General features: G+C 67.4%; 11 protein-coding genes and 1 riboswitch. Of the genes, 6 read left to right on the top strand and 5 right to left on the bottom strand.

Annotation, left to right across the window (positions count from 1 at the left end; translation table 11 throughout):
• Positions 1–41 precede the first annotated feature (41 nt).
• Entirely contained in the window at positions 42–2,387 is a 2,346-nt protein-coding gene (locus QSV35_RS05080) for a transketolase-like TK C-terminal-containing protein (RefSeq protein WP_286287331.1), read from the top strand.
• A 215-nt stretch (positions 2,388–2,602) separates the two neighbouring features.
• On the opposite strand, the gene QSV35_RS05085 is transcribed toward QSV35_RS05080, so the two are convergent.
• Positions 2,603–3,058 carry an Lrp/AsnC family transcriptional regulator gene (locus tag QSV35_RS05085; RefSeq protein WP_286287333.1) on the bottom strand — a complete coding sequence of 152 codons (456 nt, stop codon included), beginning with the start codon at positions 3,056–3,058 and terminating at the stop codon, positions 2,603–2,605.
• 168 nt (positions 3,059–3,226) lie between these two features.
• Between QSV35_RS05085 and pdhA the strand changes: the two genes are divergently transcribed.
• From pdhA to QSV35_RS05100, 3 genes are read left to right on the top strand one after another with little or no spacing between them, the layout of a single operon-like run.
• The gene (gene pdhA / locus QSV35_RS05090) at positions 3,227–4,324 is read left to right on the top strand and encodes a pyruvate dehydrogenase (acetyl-transferring) E1 component subunit alpha (RefSeq protein WP_286287334.1); all 1,098 of its coding nucleotides are present in this window, start codon (positions 3,227–3,229) and stop codon (positions 4,322–4,324) included.
• On the top strand, positions 4,321–5,343 hold the full coding sequence (locus tag QSV35_RS05095; RefSeq protein WP_286287336.1) for an alpha-ketoacid dehydrogenase subunit beta: 1,023 nt from the start codon (positions 4,321–4,323) through the stop codon (positions 5,341–5,343). The genes pdhA and QSV35_RS05095 overlap by 4 nt, the downstream gene beginning before the upstream one ends.
• Before the next feature lie 2 nt (positions 5,344–5,345).
• A complete protein-coding gene (locus QSV35_RS05100; RefSeq protein WP_286287821.1) occupies positions 5,346–6,785 on the top strand; it encodes a dihydrolipoamide acetyltransferase family protein in 1,440 nt (479 codons plus the stop codon).
• A 1,358-nt stretch (positions 6,786–8,143) separates the two neighbouring features.
• On the opposite strand, the gene QSV35_RS05105 is transcribed toward QSV35_RS05100, so the two are convergent.
• Together QSV35_RS05105 and QSV35_RS05110 are read right to left on the bottom strand one after the other, a co-directional pair.
• Entirely contained in the window at positions 8,144–9,286 is a 1,143-nt protein-coding gene (locus QSV35_RS05105; RefSeq protein WP_286287337.1) for a hypothetical protein, read from the bottom strand.
• Positions 9,287–9,298: 12 nt separating this feature from the next.
• A riboswitch (ZMP/ZTP riboswitch) is annotated at positions 9,299–9,375 on the bottom strand.
• Positions 9,376–10,300: 925 nt separating this feature from the next.
• Positions 10,301–11,269 (bottom strand): GlxA family transcriptional regulator, encoded by a 969-nt coding sequence (locus tag QSV35_RS05110; protein WP_286287822.1) that lies wholly within the window; start codon positions 11,267–11,269, stop codon positions 10,301–10,303.
• 84 nt (positions 11,270–11,353) lie between these two features.
• Between QSV35_RS05110 and QSV35_RS05115 the strand changes: the two genes are divergently transcribed.
• On the top strand, positions 11,354–12,661 hold the full coding sequence (locus QSV35_RS05115; protein WP_286287339.1) for an MFS transporter: 1,308 nt from the start codon (positions 11,354–11,356) through the stop codon (positions 12,659–12,661).
• A gap of 293 nt (positions 12,662–12,954) precedes the next feature.
• Here QSV35_RS05115 and manA read toward each other — a convergent pair whose 3' ends face one another.
• Positions 12,955–14,145: a mannose-6-phosphate isomerase, class I gene (gene manA / locus QSV35_RS05120; RefSeq protein ID WP_286287341.1), complete on the bottom strand. Its 1,191-nt coding sequence runs from the start codon at positions 14,143–14,145 to the stop codon at positions 12,955–12,957.
• Positions 14,146–14,230: 85 nt separating this feature from the next.
• Here manA and QSV35_RS05125 point away from each other — a divergent pair, with 85 nt between their 5' ends.
• Positions 14,231–15,271 carry a LacI family DNA-binding transcriptional regulator gene (locus QSV35_RS05125; protein ID WP_286287342.1) on the top strand — a complete coding sequence of 347 codons (1,041 nt, stop codon included), beginning with the start codon at positions 14,231–14,233 and terminating at the stop codon, positions 15,269–15,271.
• 9 nt (positions 15,272–15,280) lie between these two features.
• On the opposite strand, the gene QSV35_RS05130 is transcribed toward QSV35_RS05125, so the two are convergent.
• A complete protein-coding gene (locus QSV35_RS05130; protein WP_286287344.1) occupies positions 15,281–16,285 on the bottom strand; it encodes a LacI family DNA-binding transcriptional regulator in 1,005 nt (334 codons plus the stop codon).
• Positions 16,286–16,505 lie beyond the last annotated feature (220 nt).

The raw sequence follows: 16,505 nt of genomic DNA on the forward strand, positions 1-16,505 counted from the left end.
GTAGTGCACGGAGGGGCGAGGCCGCCCCTGAAGGAGAGTCGATGGAGGAGTTGTTGACGCAGTGCGATGGGGTTGACGAGGGCTCCGGGCTCGACGAGGCCGTTCTGGTGGAGGTCGAGCGCAAGGTGCTCTGGCTCGCGACGGCAATGATCGACGCTGCCAACGCCCCGGATCGCAAGGACCCGGATGGGCTCAAGGTCGGCGGGCACCAGGCGTCCAGTGCCTCGATCGCGACGATCATGACGGCGCTGTGGTTCACAACGCTCACCGCCGATGACAGGGTGTCGGTCAAGCCGCACGCTTCGCCCGTGCTGCACGCGATCAACTACCTGCTGGGCGAGCTCGACGCGGAGCAGCTGGGCACGCTGCGGGGCTTGCACGGACTGCAGAGCTATCCCAGTCGCACGAAAGACCCCGACACTGTCGACTATTCGACCGGGTCGGTCGGTATCGGCGCGACCGCCCCGGTGTGGGGGGCTGTCGCGCGGCGCTACGCCGCCGACACGGCGGGCTCCCCGCGCAGCGCGGGTCGCCAGTACAGCCTCGTCGGGGATGCCGAGCTCGATGAGGGTGCGGTCTGGGAGGCCGTCCTCGACCAGACCGTGGGTGAGCTCGGCGAACTCGTCTGGATCGTCGACTTCAATCGGCAGTCCCTCGACCGCGTCGTGCCGAACATCTCGGCGACGCGTCTGCAGGCGATGTTCCACGCCGCGGGCTGGCAGGTGCTCACGCTGAAATATGGGCGACTCCTCACCGATCTCTTCGAGAGCCCCGGCGGGCACCACCTCGAGCGCCGCATCGACGAGATGTCGAACCCGGAGTATCAGCGGCTGCTGCGCTGCTCGGCATCCGAGTTGCGCGACCGCCTTCCCGGGGCGGGAGAGGGCGCTGTCGCCATCCGCGACCTCCTCGACGGTCTCGACGACGCGGAGGTGACGAAGGTCATCCACGGACTCGCCGGACACGACATCCCGAGCCTCGTCGACGCGTTTCGCGCGATCGACGACACGAGGCCTACGGTCATCTTCGCGTACACGATCAAGGGTAACGGCCTGGCGACGGCGGGCCACCCGCAGAACCATTCCGCTCTGCTCAAGCCCGATCAGCTCGCCCGGCTGGCGAACGAGCTCGGGGAGAATCTCGCCGATCCGTGGCGCCGGTTCGCGGATGGGACGGATGCGGCAGCCCTCTGCGTCGACGTCGCGCGGCGTCTGCGACGGACCCCCGCGATCGAATCCGTCACGCCGAGGATCCCGCAGGACTTCGGCCGCGCGGTCACGGGGCACGCCTCAACCCAGCAGGCCCTCGGCCGCCTTCTTCTCGATCTCACGCGCCTCGCCCCGGACGCGGCGAGACGTGTCGTGACCGTCGCTCCAGACGTGGCATCCAGCACGAACCTCGGCGGGTGGGTCAACAAGGCGGGGGTGTGGTCTCCGACCCAGAAGCGGGACTGGTTCGCCGACGACACGGAGACCATCCTCCATTGGGACGAACGGCCCAGCGGGCAGCACATCGAGCTCGGCATCGCGGAGGTGAACCTCGTCTCGCTCCTCGGCGAACTGGGGGCGACGTGGAGCCGCTGGGGCGAACCGCTCCTGCCCATCGGCACCCTCTACGACCCGTTCGTCACACGAGCGCTCGAACCGTGGTCCTTTGGCGTCTACGGAGGCGGCCAGTCCATCCTCGTGGGGACCCCATCCGGTGTGACCCTCGCGGCGGAAGGCGGCGCGCACCAGTCGATCATCACACCATCGGTGGGCATCGAGCAGCCCGGGGTCGTCGCGTTCGAGCCCGCGTTCGTGCAGGACTTCGAATGGTGCATGCTCGAGGCGCTCTCCCGGCTCGGCCGCCCCGGCGGATCTTCGAGCTACTTCCGGCTCACTTCCCGCTCTCTGGACCAGTCGCTCGCTGCTGTGCCGTCCGATCCGGCCGCGCGGGAGCGGCGTCGACGACAGGTCGTGGGCGGGGCCTACGCGCTGCGTCGCGTCGAACGACCCGCCGTGACGCTCGTCGGAATGGGGGCGCTCATGCGCGAAGTGCTCGTCGCCGCGGACCGTCTCGCTGCCCAGGGAATCGACGCGGACGTCGTCTGCGTCACGAGCGCCGACCGCCTCTACCGTGCCGCGCGAGCGCGCGGCGGGCGCGGCGACGGAGATCCCGCCCTCCTCGAGCAGGTCTTCCCCGCCTCGCGCGTGACCCCCGTCGTGACGGTGCTGGACGGGCATCCGCACACCCTCGCGTTCGTCGCTGCCATCCGCGGGGTGCCGAGCGTCAATCTGGGGGTGACGGAGTTCGGACAGACCGGCACCCTGCAAGAGCTCTATCGCTTGCACGGCATCGGACCCGAGGCCATCGTCACAGCCGCCCTCGACCTCACCGGCCACTGACACCATCCACCCCGACCGCATCCCGGTCTCGAAGCCAGGCTGAGGGAGATCCTTCATCCACACATTCCGCCGCCGGGCGTCGACGAATCATTCCTGTGCGGTCCGTCGGCGCTCGTGCGGCTCCGTCAGGACACGCTCACGGGTCTCCGCGTCGAGCCGGAGCGCGCGCGGTTCGAACTGTATGCGACGACCGTTCAGCCGCTCACGCGGAGCGACTACCGAGTTGGCGTCGCCCCTGACGGGTGATCCTCGAAGACCAGGAACGTACGCGTCGTGTTGACGCCCGACAGCGACTGGATGCGCTCGAGGACGATGCGCCGCAGATCACGGTTGTCGAGTGCGCGCACGAGCACCAGGACGTCGAACTCGCCGCCGACGAGCGCGACATGCTCGACCTCGGGCATGTCGAGAAGGCTCGCCCGGATCTCCTGCCACTGAACCTGGTCGACCCAGAGCGCCACATACGCGGAGGAGTGGAAGCCTTCGCTCACCGGGTCTGTCTGCACCCGGTAGCCGACGATGACGCCGGCATCCGTCATGCGCTTGATGCGTCCGTAGGCGTTCGCCCGTGACACGGCCGCCTCGCGGGCGACCTCGTTGATTGAGGCGCGCGCGTCGCGCCGCAGCGCGACGAGGATGGCCCGGTCGACATCGTCCAGGTCTCGAGACATGTTCTGCCGCCTTTGTTCGTGTACGAGGAGACGATCGCGTCGAAGTTCGGGGGTATTTGATAAGAGTGTCTCGCACTTGGCCCACGGTTCGCCAATCCGGCTTGTCGTGTCGCATTCTAGGAAAGTCTCGTCCATCCCGACGATGTGGTGACATGCAAGGAGACCCCCGTGACAGCGATCGCAGAGACGCTGCTGCCCCGCGAGCAGCCGGTATCCCTTCTCGATGCCGATGGTGTCGTCCACGCCGACGACGCCTACGAACGGCCCGACGATGAGGCGCTGCTCGGCGCGTATCGCGCGCTCGTCACGGGTCGTCGCGTCAACGACCAGTGTTATGCCCTCGTCCGCCAGGGGCGTCTCGCGGTGTATCCGTCGTCGCACGGCCAGGAGGCCTGTCAGGTGGCGGCATCGCTTGTGCTGAGCGATCAGGACTGGCTGTTCCCGACCTATCGCGACTCGGTGGCCGTGATGACGCGAGGAGTGAGCCCGGCGGAGGCGCTCGTGCTCCTGCGTGGAGACTGGCACTCCGGCTACGACCCCCAACGGTATCGGGTCGCGCCGCAGGCGACGCCGCTGGCCACTCAACTGCTCCACGCCGTCGGCGTCGCCCACGCCGCGAAGCTCCGCGGCGAACCCACGGTGGTCATGGCGCTGTGCGGTGACGGTGCGACCAGCGAGGGCGACTTCCACGAGGCGCTCAACTTCGCCGCCGTGTTCCGAGTCCCGGTGGTGTTCCTCGTGCAGAACAACGAGTTCGCGATCTCCGTTCCGCTGTCCCGCCAGACAGCGGCCGCGTCGCTCGCGCACAAGGCGATCGGGTACGGCATCCGCGGCCAGCGGGTCGACGGCAACGACGTCGCAGCCGTGCTGAGCGTGGTCGGGGACGCGGTGGATCGTGCCAGGGCGGGAGAGGGGCCGTCGCTCATCGAGGCCCACACGTACCGGATGCAGGCCCACACGAACGCCGACGACGACACCCGCTACCGTGGTCGCGACGAAGTCGCGGCGTGGGTGGCCCGCGATCCGCTCGTCCGGGTGCGCACCCACCTGCAGGCGGTGGGACTGCTCGACGAGGAACTGGACGCGGAGATCGCGGATGCCGCGGAGGAGACAGCCGCGCAGCTTCGGGCCGCGATGAACACCGAGGTCGAGCCGGACCCTGAGGACCTGTTCCGGTACGTGTTCGCGGAGCGTCCCCCGCATCTGGAGCGTCAATGGCAGCAGCTGCGGGATGAGCTGGAGCGGAACGAGGGGATCGAACGATGACCATGCTGGACATGCGCGTGGAGGCGGCGACGATCGCCCCCATCGAGACGATGACGATGGCCGCGGCGCTGAACCGCGCACTGGCCGACGCGATGGCCGCCGACGACAGCGTGCTCGTGTTCGGCGAGGACGTGGGGGCGCTCGGCGGCGTGTTCCGCGTCACGGACGGCCTCACCGCCCGCTTCGGCGAGACCCGCTGCTTCGACACGCCGCTGGCCGAGTCCGGGATCGTCGGGACGGCGATCGGCATGGCCATGAACGGCATGCGCCCCGTCGTCGAGATGCAGTTCGACGCGTTCGCCTACCCGGCGTTCGAGCAGGTGGTCAGCCATGCCGCGAAGCTCGGCAACCGCACGCGGGGCGCGGTGCGCGTGCCCATCGTGATCCGCGTGCCGTTCGGCGGCGGGATCGGCGGCGTCGAGCACCACTGCGACTCCTCCGAGGCCTACTACGCACACACGGCGGGCCTGACCGTCGTGTGCCCCTCGACGCCGCAGGACGCCTACAGCCTGCTGCGCGCCGCGATCGCCCATCCCGACCCCGTCGTGTTCCTGGAGCCGAAGAAGCTGTATTGGGGCAAGGGCGAGGTCGACGTCACCCGCACGACCTCGATCGGTCGCGCCACCGTGGCCCGCCAGGGGACCGACGTCACTCTGATCTCGTACGGGACTTCCGTCGGGATCGCCCTGGATGCCGCGGCCGTGGCCGAGAGCGAGGGGCGCAGCGTCCAGGTCGTCGACGTCCGCACGCTCACCCCGTGCGACGACGAGACGATCTTCGCCGCGGTGCGGACGACGGGCCGGGCGGTCATCGTCGCCGAAGCGTCCGGGTTCGCCAGCGTTGCCTCCGAGCTCGCCGCCCGTGTGGGCGAGCACTGCTTCCAGTACCTGGCCGCGCCGGTGCGCCGCGTCACAGGGTTCGACGTGCCGTTCGCACCGCCGAAACTCGAGCGCTACTTCCTGCCCGACGTCGACCGGGTGCTCGACGCGATCGACTCGCTCAACTGGGAGGACGCGTGACCATGACGTTGCAGACCCAACAGTTCCGTCTCCCCGACCTGGGCGAGGGGCTCACCGAAGCAGCCCTCGTGCAGTGGCTGGTCACCGTCGGGGACCTCGTGACGGTCGACCAGGCGATCGCCGAGGTCGAGACCGCCAAGAGCATCGTCGAGCTCCCGACGCCGTTCGCAGGCCTGATCACTGCCCTGCACGGAACGCCCGGCGACCTCATTCCCGTCGGGGACCTCGTCCTCGAAGTCGCTGCGGATGCGGTCCCCTCCGAAGACTCCTCGGCGTCCGCCGACATGACGGCAGGCGCCGAGGACACCACGGAGATCGAGACCTACCGGGAGGAGGAGCGTGCAGGCTCCGGCAACGTCCTGATCGGGTACGGCACGTCCGGGCACTCGACGCCGGCGCGACGCCGGCGCTCGGCGCGTGCGGCGGCGACCTCGCGCAGCGCTGCCACCACGACGGCCGTGCCGGCTGTGGCGTCGGCTGTGGTGCCCGCGGCGGCTGTGGTGCCCGCGACGGCCCCGGCGACCACGGCAGGGGCGGCGCCGCAGTCCGGCGCGCACGCGGTCGCGGTGCGCTCGCCGCTCATCCGGCGGCTGGCCCGCGACCTCGGGCTCGACGTCACGACCATCACCGGCACGGGTCCCGGCGGCGTGATCACGCGTGCGGACGTGGTCGGGGCAGCGGGCGGAGCTCCCGCCGCGGTCGCGAGCACCGCCGCCGTCCCCGGCAGCGCCGCCGTCCCCGACGGCCTGCAGATCGTCGGACGCGAGCCGTTCTCGATGCTGCGCCGGGCGGTGAGCGCGAAGATGAGCGCGAGCCGTGCCGAGATCCCCGAGGCGACGGTGTGGGTCGACGTCGACGCCACGATGCTGTGGGAGCTGCGTCCGCAGATGGCGCGCGGCGACGAGCGCCCGCCGTCGCTGACCGCCCTCGTCGCGCGTTTCGTCCTGCTGGCCCTCGCCGAGTACCCGCTCCTCGCCGCACAGCTCGGCCCGTCGCGGGACGAGCTCATCACCTTCGACGGCATCAACCTGGGCATCGCGGCGGACACCGATCGAGGGCTCATGGTGCCCCACATCCCTCGTGCCGACGCTCTTTCGGTTCGCGAACTCGATGCGCAGCTGCGCGCGCTGACCGAGACCGCCCGGGCGGGACGGACCGCCCCGGAGCGGCTGCGCGGATCGACGTTCACGCTCAACAACTACGGCTCCCTCGGCGTCGACGGCTCCGCAGCGATCATCAACCACCCCGAGGTCGCGATCCTCGGCATCGGCCGCATGATCGAGAAGCCGTGGGTGGTCGACGGCGCGATCGTCCCCCGCCGTATCGCACAGCTGTCCCTCGTGTTCGATCACCGTGTCTGCGACGGCGGGTATGCGGCGGGCTTCCTGCGGCACGTGGCCGGGTCGATCGAGAACCCGCTCAGCCAGTTCGCACAGCTGTGAAGTGCCAGAGAATGATCGAGGTCCATCTCGTCGCGTGAGCTCATGGCTGGTGCGTTGTCGAGTCGGACGGGAGCTGTATCGGCGCTTCCCTCGGAACACGAGAGCAGAGGCGGCACGCCCCACCTGTGGCACTCGGTCTCGTGGAATCCGTTCACCTCAGGGGTGTCGAGGATGGATCGAGTCGAGGATCTCGGCCGATGACTTCGAGGCGCACGCATCTGCCCGATGAGTCGGATACAATTCGGCACCCGCTCCGCGGTGACGTCCGGCTGGGTCGTGGCGGAGTGCGACGAGATCGCGAGCAACTTGAGCCATTCGTGGGAACGCTTCCAGTGGTCTCGCCGCCTTCGTCCTCGTGGTGGACGTGGGCTGAGGCCAGGCCCCGCTGGTTGCGCCAGGTGTCCCCCAGGTGTCCCCGAGCATGGCGAGGACACCGATTCTCGGCGGGTCCTGGTTGAACTTTTCGCAGATTGTTCGCACGCTCACCCGGGATTTCTCTCGTCGGTCTCCGCTGCGCCGCGAGAAGCGGTTGGCGTCTCGCCTAGAGTTGGGCGCCGACGGATTGCAGTCAGTCGACGCACGATCACCTGCTACCTCGCTTAACCGGGGTTGAACCGCCGGCCGTTCATCGATCCGCAAGGAGACGAGCCGCGAGGTCAAGACGATCACCGCCAAGCATCCCGGGCACGTGGCCTACCTGGACGTGAAGAACGTACGCATCCCCGGCGGCGGCGGATGGCGCGTCCACGCAACAACAGCCAAGCGGCCCGGGCCGGGTACGCGCAAAATCCTGCGCGGCTCGCGCCAGGTACGCCTACCTGCATTCCGCGATCGACGGGCCGACGCGCCTGGCGCACGCCGAGTCGCTCGGGAACGATCAGGCGGCCACCGCCATCGCGTGCTTAACCCGGGCTGGTCGACTGGTTCACCAAGCACGGGATCATGAAACGCGAGCGGATCATCGCCCGACAACGGCTCCTGCTACGGTTCCAACGCCTTCGCCGCCCCCTTGAACGGTGCCGAGCACCGGCGGACAAAGCCGGTTTGGCGGGTCAAGAGCTGTGCGGAGGCACTACGCGCGGAGCGAATCCCGGTTCTGCCGCCCGAGGAGGCTGCCAAGCAGTTCCACAATGAGGGAGCAATCTTCTTCGCGACCGACCTCATAGTGTTCAAGATGAACTCGTTGCACTACATCAATGAGGTGAATCGGGTCGCGAACGTGGTGCCGCTCGCCGGCAGCTTGCCGATGTTGGTGAGGTGCGACTGCACACACCTCGGTACGCACATGATTACATCGCCTCCCGCGGCGTTCGTCGGCACCACCCCTGATCGTCAGCGGGTCGGCGGGATGGCAGGGATCAGTGGTGGAATAGCCGCAGGCCCGTCTGCACATGGGTGATGCCGTGCTCGAGCGCGGCGTTCACCACATCGTTGGTACGGAGTGAGCCGCCGGGCTCAATAATCGTCGCGACGCCGGCTTCGGCAGCGTGTTCGACGTTGTCTCTGAACGGCAGGGAGCCGTCTGAGACGAGCGTCACACCGTTCAGACCCTCCAACCAGGTTTCGCGCCAGTCCGCTTCGTCGTACAGGGCTCGGGCTTCCGAACCGAACTGCCGGCCGAAGTCGTCGAGTTGACCACGGGTCATTTCTCGGCCAGCGAAACGCATCTGCCAGTTCAACCTGTCCTGCCGCTGCATGCCCGGTACTTCGGGAAGGCCACGCACGCACGGATGCCGGCGTAGCCACCAGACGCGCGCCTTGGCTCCGGCCAGGCGGATACAGTCAACGCGATTCTGCTGCCCAGCGCCGATACCGATCGTGGTGCCGTCCTTGATGAGCGCAACCGAGTTGGACTGCGTGTACCGGGAGACGACCATGCCGAGCAGTGCGTCCATGCGCGTTCCGGCGTCGAGTGGAGGATCTGCCGGGAGCGCGGCGGCGAGGTCTGCAGCGTCACGGTCCTGCTCAATCGTCACCCCGAGCACGTCTCGTCGCTCACGCACGGGTAGTTGCGCGATCGAGTGCGCCTCGAACACCAGAAACCGCCCCGACTTCTTCCGGCGCAACTGCGCGAGCGCACCCGGCTCGAATCCGGGCGCTATCACGGCATCACAGATCACTGTCCGCAGGAACATCGCGGTTTGCAGGTCCACGGGCCGTGAAAGCGCCACCACGTCACCGAACGACGACTTCGGATCGGCGTCGCGGGCGCGTAGGTACGCGGACAGCGGTGTGTCCTCGGACATCTCGGCGACCCCGCAGGTCTCAGCGGTCGTCTCGTCGATGCGGCCCGCGACCGCAGCACCAGCGGGTGAAACATGTTTGAACGAGGCAGCGGCCGCGCGGCCCGTCAGGGCTTCGGCTTCGCTCGCAAGCGCGAACGCATTTAGTGCATCGAGATAGTTGATCAGTGAGGCGTCACCGTTCAACACTGTCGGCCCGCCGGAAATCAGGTCGGCCGCCTGGTGTGGATTCATTCCGTAGCGCAATTCGCGTCCCATCTCGTCGAAGTAGATGGGTACCCAGGCGGTCGATACCGGTCACGCGCTCCCTGCCGGTACACCCGGCCACGCCAGTCGCGCGATCAGGCTACCCGCTGGACGGACCGTTCACGACAGGCCTCAGCAAGGCAGCATTGAACGGCGAGTGAGTCGCTACCTTCGACGATGGGCACGCCGACGCGTCGACGTGTGCGCCTATGTTGACGGGGGAGTCCGATCGGACCGAACGCGGGGCCAGGCTCGCACAGGCTCCATCGCGTGGGCGGGCTGTTCCCGTCTGAGCGCGACTCCGTAGAGAATCGCACCGAGGAGGAAGAGCACACCGTGCGTGATCCTGAGCGGCTGGTCTACGAAGAATTGAGGCACGAGGAGGATTTCGGCCAGTCCGAGAACGATGGCGCCCCACCGGCGGAATGTCATCGGTTTGGTTGCACCCACGCCAAGGACTGCACCCACGCCCAGTGCTAGAGCTCCAGCGAGAAAGACCAGGAGCCCGGCCCCGCCTCGCACTCCCGACGCAAGCCCTATGAGGAAGGTCGCGTTCGGCTCGCCCACGGACACTGCCGCCTGTCCCAGCGTGTGGAGCCCGTACGCTTCAGCGCCGTAGAAGGGCAGGATGAGGCAGATCCCGAGTGTTTGGAGCACCCACGCAACCTGCGCCGCCCGGGTGCGTGCGGGCGCCGTCGAATATGTGCCCGTCACCGCGACGAGCAAGCACGAAAACGCCGCGATCGCACAGAGGTGTGCCACGAGCCACCACGGCGATGCGAACGCATCAGCACCACTCAACCCTGTCTCATCCGAGAACGGTCGGACCACAGGATAGACGACGAAAGACGCGCCGGATAGGAACCAGAAGACAGCGGTAGTCTGCCGCGTCAAGATACTCCCACGTGCCATTCTCTGCTCCTCGATCGTTCAGCGCCACGAAGGCTAATGCCGTTAGCCTTCACATTGATTTTAGGGGATCCTCACCCCTCCGGGAGACCGAGGGTGTCTGGAGCAAGGAAAATGTCATCCCGTTCCGGCTGGTAGTGGAGCGAAAGCCCGACGGTATGCGGTGGGCGTGACGCCCAGGACGGATGCGAATCTGAGCCGTAGGTTGGAGGCGGTACCAAGGCCTGCTCGCATCGCTACCTCGTCGACGCTGAGCGTTGGGTCCTCGAGCAGGCGGCACGCGAGCGAGATCTTCTCGCGAGCAAGCCACTCGCCTGGCGAATATCCGGTCAGCTCGAGACAGTGCCGGTGTAGGGATCTCACCGAGACATTCGCCTTTCGTGCGAGTTCTGACACGCTCCGTACCTCGCCCACGGTCACGGCAACTCGCCGCAGCGCCGCGGCGACCGGTCCGCTCGCGCTTATGAGGGGTGCTGGCCGGTATTGCGCCTGGCCGCCCATTCGGTGTCGCGGCATGACGAGACTTCTGGCGACCTCGAGCGCCGACTGTGCTCCGAGATCCCTCTCGAGCATGTGGAGGCATAGGTCAACGCCGGCAGTGACGCCTGCGCTGGTGAAGACCCCGTCCTGCTCTGTATAGAGGACGTTGGGGTCGACGATGACGTTCGGGTATTCCGTCGCTAGCTGTGCTGTGCGCTGCCAGTGGGTGGTTGCGGTGCGCCCGTCGAGCAAACCCGCAGCAGCCAGGATGAAGGCGCCTGTGCAGATGGAGGCTATGAGCGCTCCTCGTTCGTGCGCGGCGGTCAGCGCTCGAAGCAGCGACTCGGGTTGACGCGCCGCCAGGTCGAAGCCCGGCACGATGACCGCGTGAGCTTCGACGACGGCAGACAGGTCCGCGTCAACGCAGAGGCCGATGCTCGTCGTTGTCGTTACAACTCCTGGGCGCTCGGCGCATCCGACCACGTCGAATGCCCCACATAACTCAGGACGGCTGAAGACCTCAAACGGGATCGTGAAGTCGAACGCCACGACTCGCTCGGGTGCAACGACAGCGATACGTCGAGGTGTGGCTGAATCCTTGTGCATGCTGGCAATCTTGCCACTCGTGGCATCTGCCGTGCCCTGTGAGGGTGTGAGCAGGACTTCCACCCGCCGACAAGACGAGGAAACATGACCACGAGCCCTGGCCCCACTCTCGATAGGTCCGTCCGACGAAGTCGGCGGCCGGCCAGCCGACGCCGACAGACGGAGTGGTCGACGTGGGGACTCCTCGGGTGCCAGGCGTTGTACTACGCGACGGTGAGCGTTGACCTGACCCTCACGGCATTGGTGGGACTGAGCCTCGCGCCGTCGCCAGCCTTGGCAACGCTCCCGCTAGCGTTCATGACTCTCGTCGGCGCAATCTGCGCCGTGCTTGCGGGCCTCGTCGCAGGACGGATCGGATATACGCCGGTCATGATCGGTGGAGCAGTTATGGGCGCCGGCGGCGCGTTGGTGTGTGCGTGGGCGGTCTCCGGCGGAGGATTCTGGCTCTTGTGCGCCGGGACGGGGCTGGTTGGGACGTACCGCGCGACGGGCGGATATATCCGCCTGATGGGAGCGGACCTGGCCAGCGCCGGCCGACGGGATAGGGCCATGTCGCTCATTCTCGCTGGCGGGCTGCTCGCTGCCATCGCCGGTCCGTGGGTGGCAACCAGCACAATGAGCATGTTCGGCTCGTTGTACACAGGGTCGTATCTCGTGGTCGCCGTCCTGAGTTTCGCCAGCGTTCCCATCCTCGCCGCCATCGTTCCAGTGGAGCGGCGGCACCGAAGGCCACGAAAGAACAGCGCGCATAGGCACCACCCAGCGCCACCGCTCCGCTTGCGCGAGGTCGAACGGCCACGAGACTTCATCACGGCCCTCGCGACGCTAGCTATCGCCGGAACCGTGATGACGCTCGTCATGGCCATCGGTCCACTCGAAAGCGTCCACGCGCAATACCCGCCGACGGCCAGCGCGGCGGTAATCCAATGGCACATGGTCGGCATGTTCGCCCCATCACTGTTCTCCGGGCTCCTACTCGGGCGATGGGGACGCCGCGCGATCGCCATCCTGGGCACCCTCATCCTCGCGAGTGGAGGAATCATCGGAATGTCCGGCGAGAGCTTCGCACAACTGCTCCTCGCACTCGGGCTGAACGGTCTGGGCTGGAACTTTCTCTTCGTCGCGGGAACGTCATACCTGGTTTCCTGCTACCCGCCCGGACGCGGGGGACGTCTACAAGCCATCACCGAAGGCGTCGGCAGCGCGACAGCGGTGATCGTATCCTTCGCAGCCAGCGCCGCCTTCCTCACATTGGGCTGGCGAGGCTCGAACGTGATTGCCGTCATCCTGCCCCTGCTCCTCCTTCTCTGGCTCGCCAGAAAGGGAAACCGCCAACCCGGCCCGCGGGAAGAATCGACAGGCTGGCGCCAGGTGGGTGCGCTCGGGGAGTAGTCGAACGCGCGGCGTCAGTGCGCACGGACCTATCACGCGAGCGGCGAGCACGCGCGAGAGGCCGGCCGGGAACCGCGTCGCGATGCGCTCGTCGGCCAGGAATGGCGGTCGAGTGCCAGTCTGCGGTCGCCTTGTCCATGTGGCTTGGTGAGCCATGTCTCGTTGGGGATGTCAGCGACCTGCTGGTTGCGGGGGCGAGAATCCCACAGGAGGCGTTGTCGCTGACTGCCCCCGCCGCCAGCAAGGCGGTGCTCATCGCGGCGTGACGAAACTGCTCGCACGCGCGTCGTCACTCAGAGCGCGCTGGCGATCCAGACGCGCCCGCGCCCGCTGATGTGGAGGATGCCGGTGTTGGCGGGGATGAATGCAGCCCCACCCCGAGTGAGGGTGATTGCGGCGTCGTCCGATTCGAGGCATATCTCAGCCCCGTCCACGAGGGCGATAGCAGGCCTGAGTACGGAGGTGGCAATCGAAGCGCGACCGGGTTCGAACAGGTCGAGCTTGAACGGGGCGGGAGGCCTGTACGAGGTCGCCCCGGGGCCGATTCCGATCGGATCGAGAAGGTGGGCCGGCCCCTGGGCGCTCGAGAGGAGCTGGGTCAGTTCCGGAGTGTCGATGTGTTTCGGGGTGAGGCCGCCCCGGACGACATTGTCGCTCGCGGTCATGAGCTCGATCCCGACGCCGTTGAGGTAGGCATGGAGGACCCCGGCCGGTGCATAGAGGCACTCTCCGCGGCGCAGGCTCACTCGGTTCATGAGGGCGGCCACGATGACGCCGGCGTCCTGAGGGTAGTGCGCTGCGAGCTCGGTGATCGTTGCATAGGTTGATGCAAGGGGGGTGGATGCTGCCACGGGGGTCTCTGCGAACGCGGTGATGCCGGCAACGCAGGCGGATACCCGGGGGTCGCCGCTGAGGAGCCATGTGAGGGCGTCGATGACGCGCGTCGGGTCGGCGAGAAGAGTTCGAAGCGGCTGCGCGTCGTCGATGGAGTTGACGTCGAGGTCGGCCATCAACTCCGCTACTTCGTGCGCTGGGCGAAAGCCCGACAGTGCCTCGAAGCGATCGCTCACGGAGACGATGATCTCCGGCTTCGAGTACGGGTCGCGATAATTGCGCGCGGGGTCATCGCGGGGGATACCGCTGGCCTCTTCCGCGGCGAAGCCCGCGGCCGCCTGCGATGGCGTCGGGTGCACCTGCAGGGAGAGCGGACTGTCCGCGGCGAGGATCTTCAGCAGGATCGGCAGGGTGGTGTCGCGTGCGTTCCCCGATGCTTGGGCGGGGTTCTCGGCCACCCACTGGGCGAGGGTCGCGACGCCCGACGTGGGCGGCACGGTCCGGACAATGCGAGCGGGGGATCCGGGATGTGTGCCGAACCAGAGTTCGGCCTCCGGGCCGCCTTGCGCGGGTCGGCCGAGGAAGGCCGCGATCCCTGTCGCGGAACCCCACGCGTAGTCGCGGGGGGTGTTGGTGAGTTCGAGAAACACGTTGGCCTTCAGGTCGTGGTGTGCGGCGGAGATAGCTTAACCGCTTTAGCGCGCGTGGTTAATACGCTCGTGAAATGATTCCGGGGTGAGCACTTCGCATCGCCGATCTACCGGGCGCGTCACGATCACGGACATCGCTGAACGGGCCGGTGTGTCGATCGGCGCCGTGTCCTTTGCCCTGAACGGCCGGAAGGGAGTCTCGGAGAAGACGCGGGAGCGCGTGCTCGCCGTCGCCGACGAACTGGGATGGGCTCCTGCCAGTGCTGCGAGGTCGCTCGCCGAGGCGAAGACCGATACCGTCGGCCTCGTGCTGGCGCGGGATCCGCACAATCTCGGCGTCGAGTCGTTCTACATGCAGTTCCTTGCGGGCATGGAGACCGAGCTGTCGCGGCGCGGATATGGACTGCTCCTGCAAGTCGTCCCCGACGGCGACCGTGAGCTGGCGACCTTGCGCGGGTGGGGCCGTTCGCATCGAGTGGACGGGGTCTTGCTCGTCGATCTGCGCGTTGACGACCCGCGCGTCGGACTGTTCGCGTTGGACGGTTCGCTTCCCGCCGTTGCCGTGGGCGACCCGTCGGTCGCCCCGGGTCTCACCACGGTGTGGACGGATGACGCCACCTCGATGCGGGAGGCCGTGCGGTACCTCGCGGGGCTGGGTCACCGGCGCATCGCTCGCGTATCAGGCCTTGCCGCGCTCGCGCATACCCGCATCCGCGACGACGCGTTCGCTGCGGAGATGCGCGCACGGGGTCTGCAGCCGGTGCTGATGCGGACCGACTACTCCGCCGAGAGCGGGGCGGCCGCGACGCGCTCGGCGCTGGACTCCCCGGACCGGCCCACGGCGTTCATTTTCGACAACGACATCATGGCCGTTGCAGGGCTGTCAGTCGCGCTGGAGCGCGGTCTCTCAGTGCCGGAGGACGTGTCGATGATCGCCTGGGACGACTCCGTGCTGTGCGCCCATACGTTTCCGACGCTCACCGCGCTCAGCCACGACGTAGTGGCGTTCGGCGCGCACGCGACACGTCGACTGTTCGACGTCATCGAGGGGGCCGCGCCTGCGCCGCACCTGGACTCGACACCCAGCATCCAGGTCCGCGCATCGACCGGGCCCGCGCCGGAGTGAGCATCCCACTCAAGCGGGGGGCCGCTCGCCGCTGCCGCGCAAGACAAGGTGTGTCGGTACCTCGAGCTGCGTCGTGAAACCGCCGAGATCAGACATCCGATCGATCGCGAGCTCCGCGGCGCGCCGTCCCATTTCTGCGGGGTCATGGCTGACAACGCTCACGCCCAGGATGTCGGCGGTGTCGAAGTCGTCGAATCCGATGAGGGCGGGTGGGTTTGCGAGTTCACGGATGACGCGAAGCACGCCGATGCACATGCGGTTGTTTCCCGCAACGATCGCCGTAGGGGGGTCGGGCTGGGCGAGCATCGCGCGCGCGGTCTCTTCGGCCGGCACCGTCATGTCGTCGACGAGACTCTCGTAGCGGCCGTCTGCAGGGATCCCGGCGCTCGTAAGGGCGTCACGGTAGCCGGCGCATCGCTCCATCTGCGTGTACACGGATGCGGGATTGCACAGGTAGGCGATGCGTCGATGACCGTGTGCGATGAGTGAGCGGGTGGCCTCCTTCGCCCCCTCGCGATTGCGCAAGACGACGGAGTCGGCGACGAGATTGCGCGCGGGGCGATCGATCGCCACCACCGCGGTGCCGAGCTGGCGCTCACCCTCGAGATAGGACTGGTCCGGACCGACAGGAATGAGAAGCAGCGCGCCCACTCGTTGGGCGAGCAGGGTATCGGCGACACGCTCTTCGCCCTCTTCGGAGTCATCCGTCGTCGCGACGATCAGGGTGAGTCCTCGGTCGGCGAGTGCACGTTCGACACCCGCGGCGATCGTGTAATAGAACGGATTGCCCAGGTCGCCCATCAGAAGTCCGACCGTCGTGGCGACGCCACCATGCCGGAGGGTGCGGGCGAGGGTGTTCGGGCGGAATCGCAGCCGCTTGGCTGCAGACAGGACGCGCTCAACAGTCGCCGGAGCGACCTGCTCGCGATGCGCGAACACTCGGGAGACCGTCTTGGGGCTCACGTTGGCGAGCCGTGCGACGTCCTGAAGGGTGGCTCGATGTAGTGCGCTCATGATCGGACCAACCTAGTCGCCCAAGCACCCGCAGGCGGATGACCACGCAGGACATTTGAGAGACATCCGCAGCGGTGGATGTGTCATAAGAGCCGGTAATACCCAGATCAAAAGCATAATTTGTCAGCACCTCTCCTGTCGGACACGATTGGACAAGCTTGACATAAAGCGCTTTACTTTTCGGTGGATCCCGATTAGCGTTCTCGATCGAACCCCAACG

It is taken from the genome of Microbacterium candidum (genome assembly GCF_030315975.1).
Taxonomy (GTDB): Bacteria; Actinomycetota; Actinomycetes; order Actinomycetales; family Microbacteriaceae; genus Microbacterium; species Microbacterium candidum.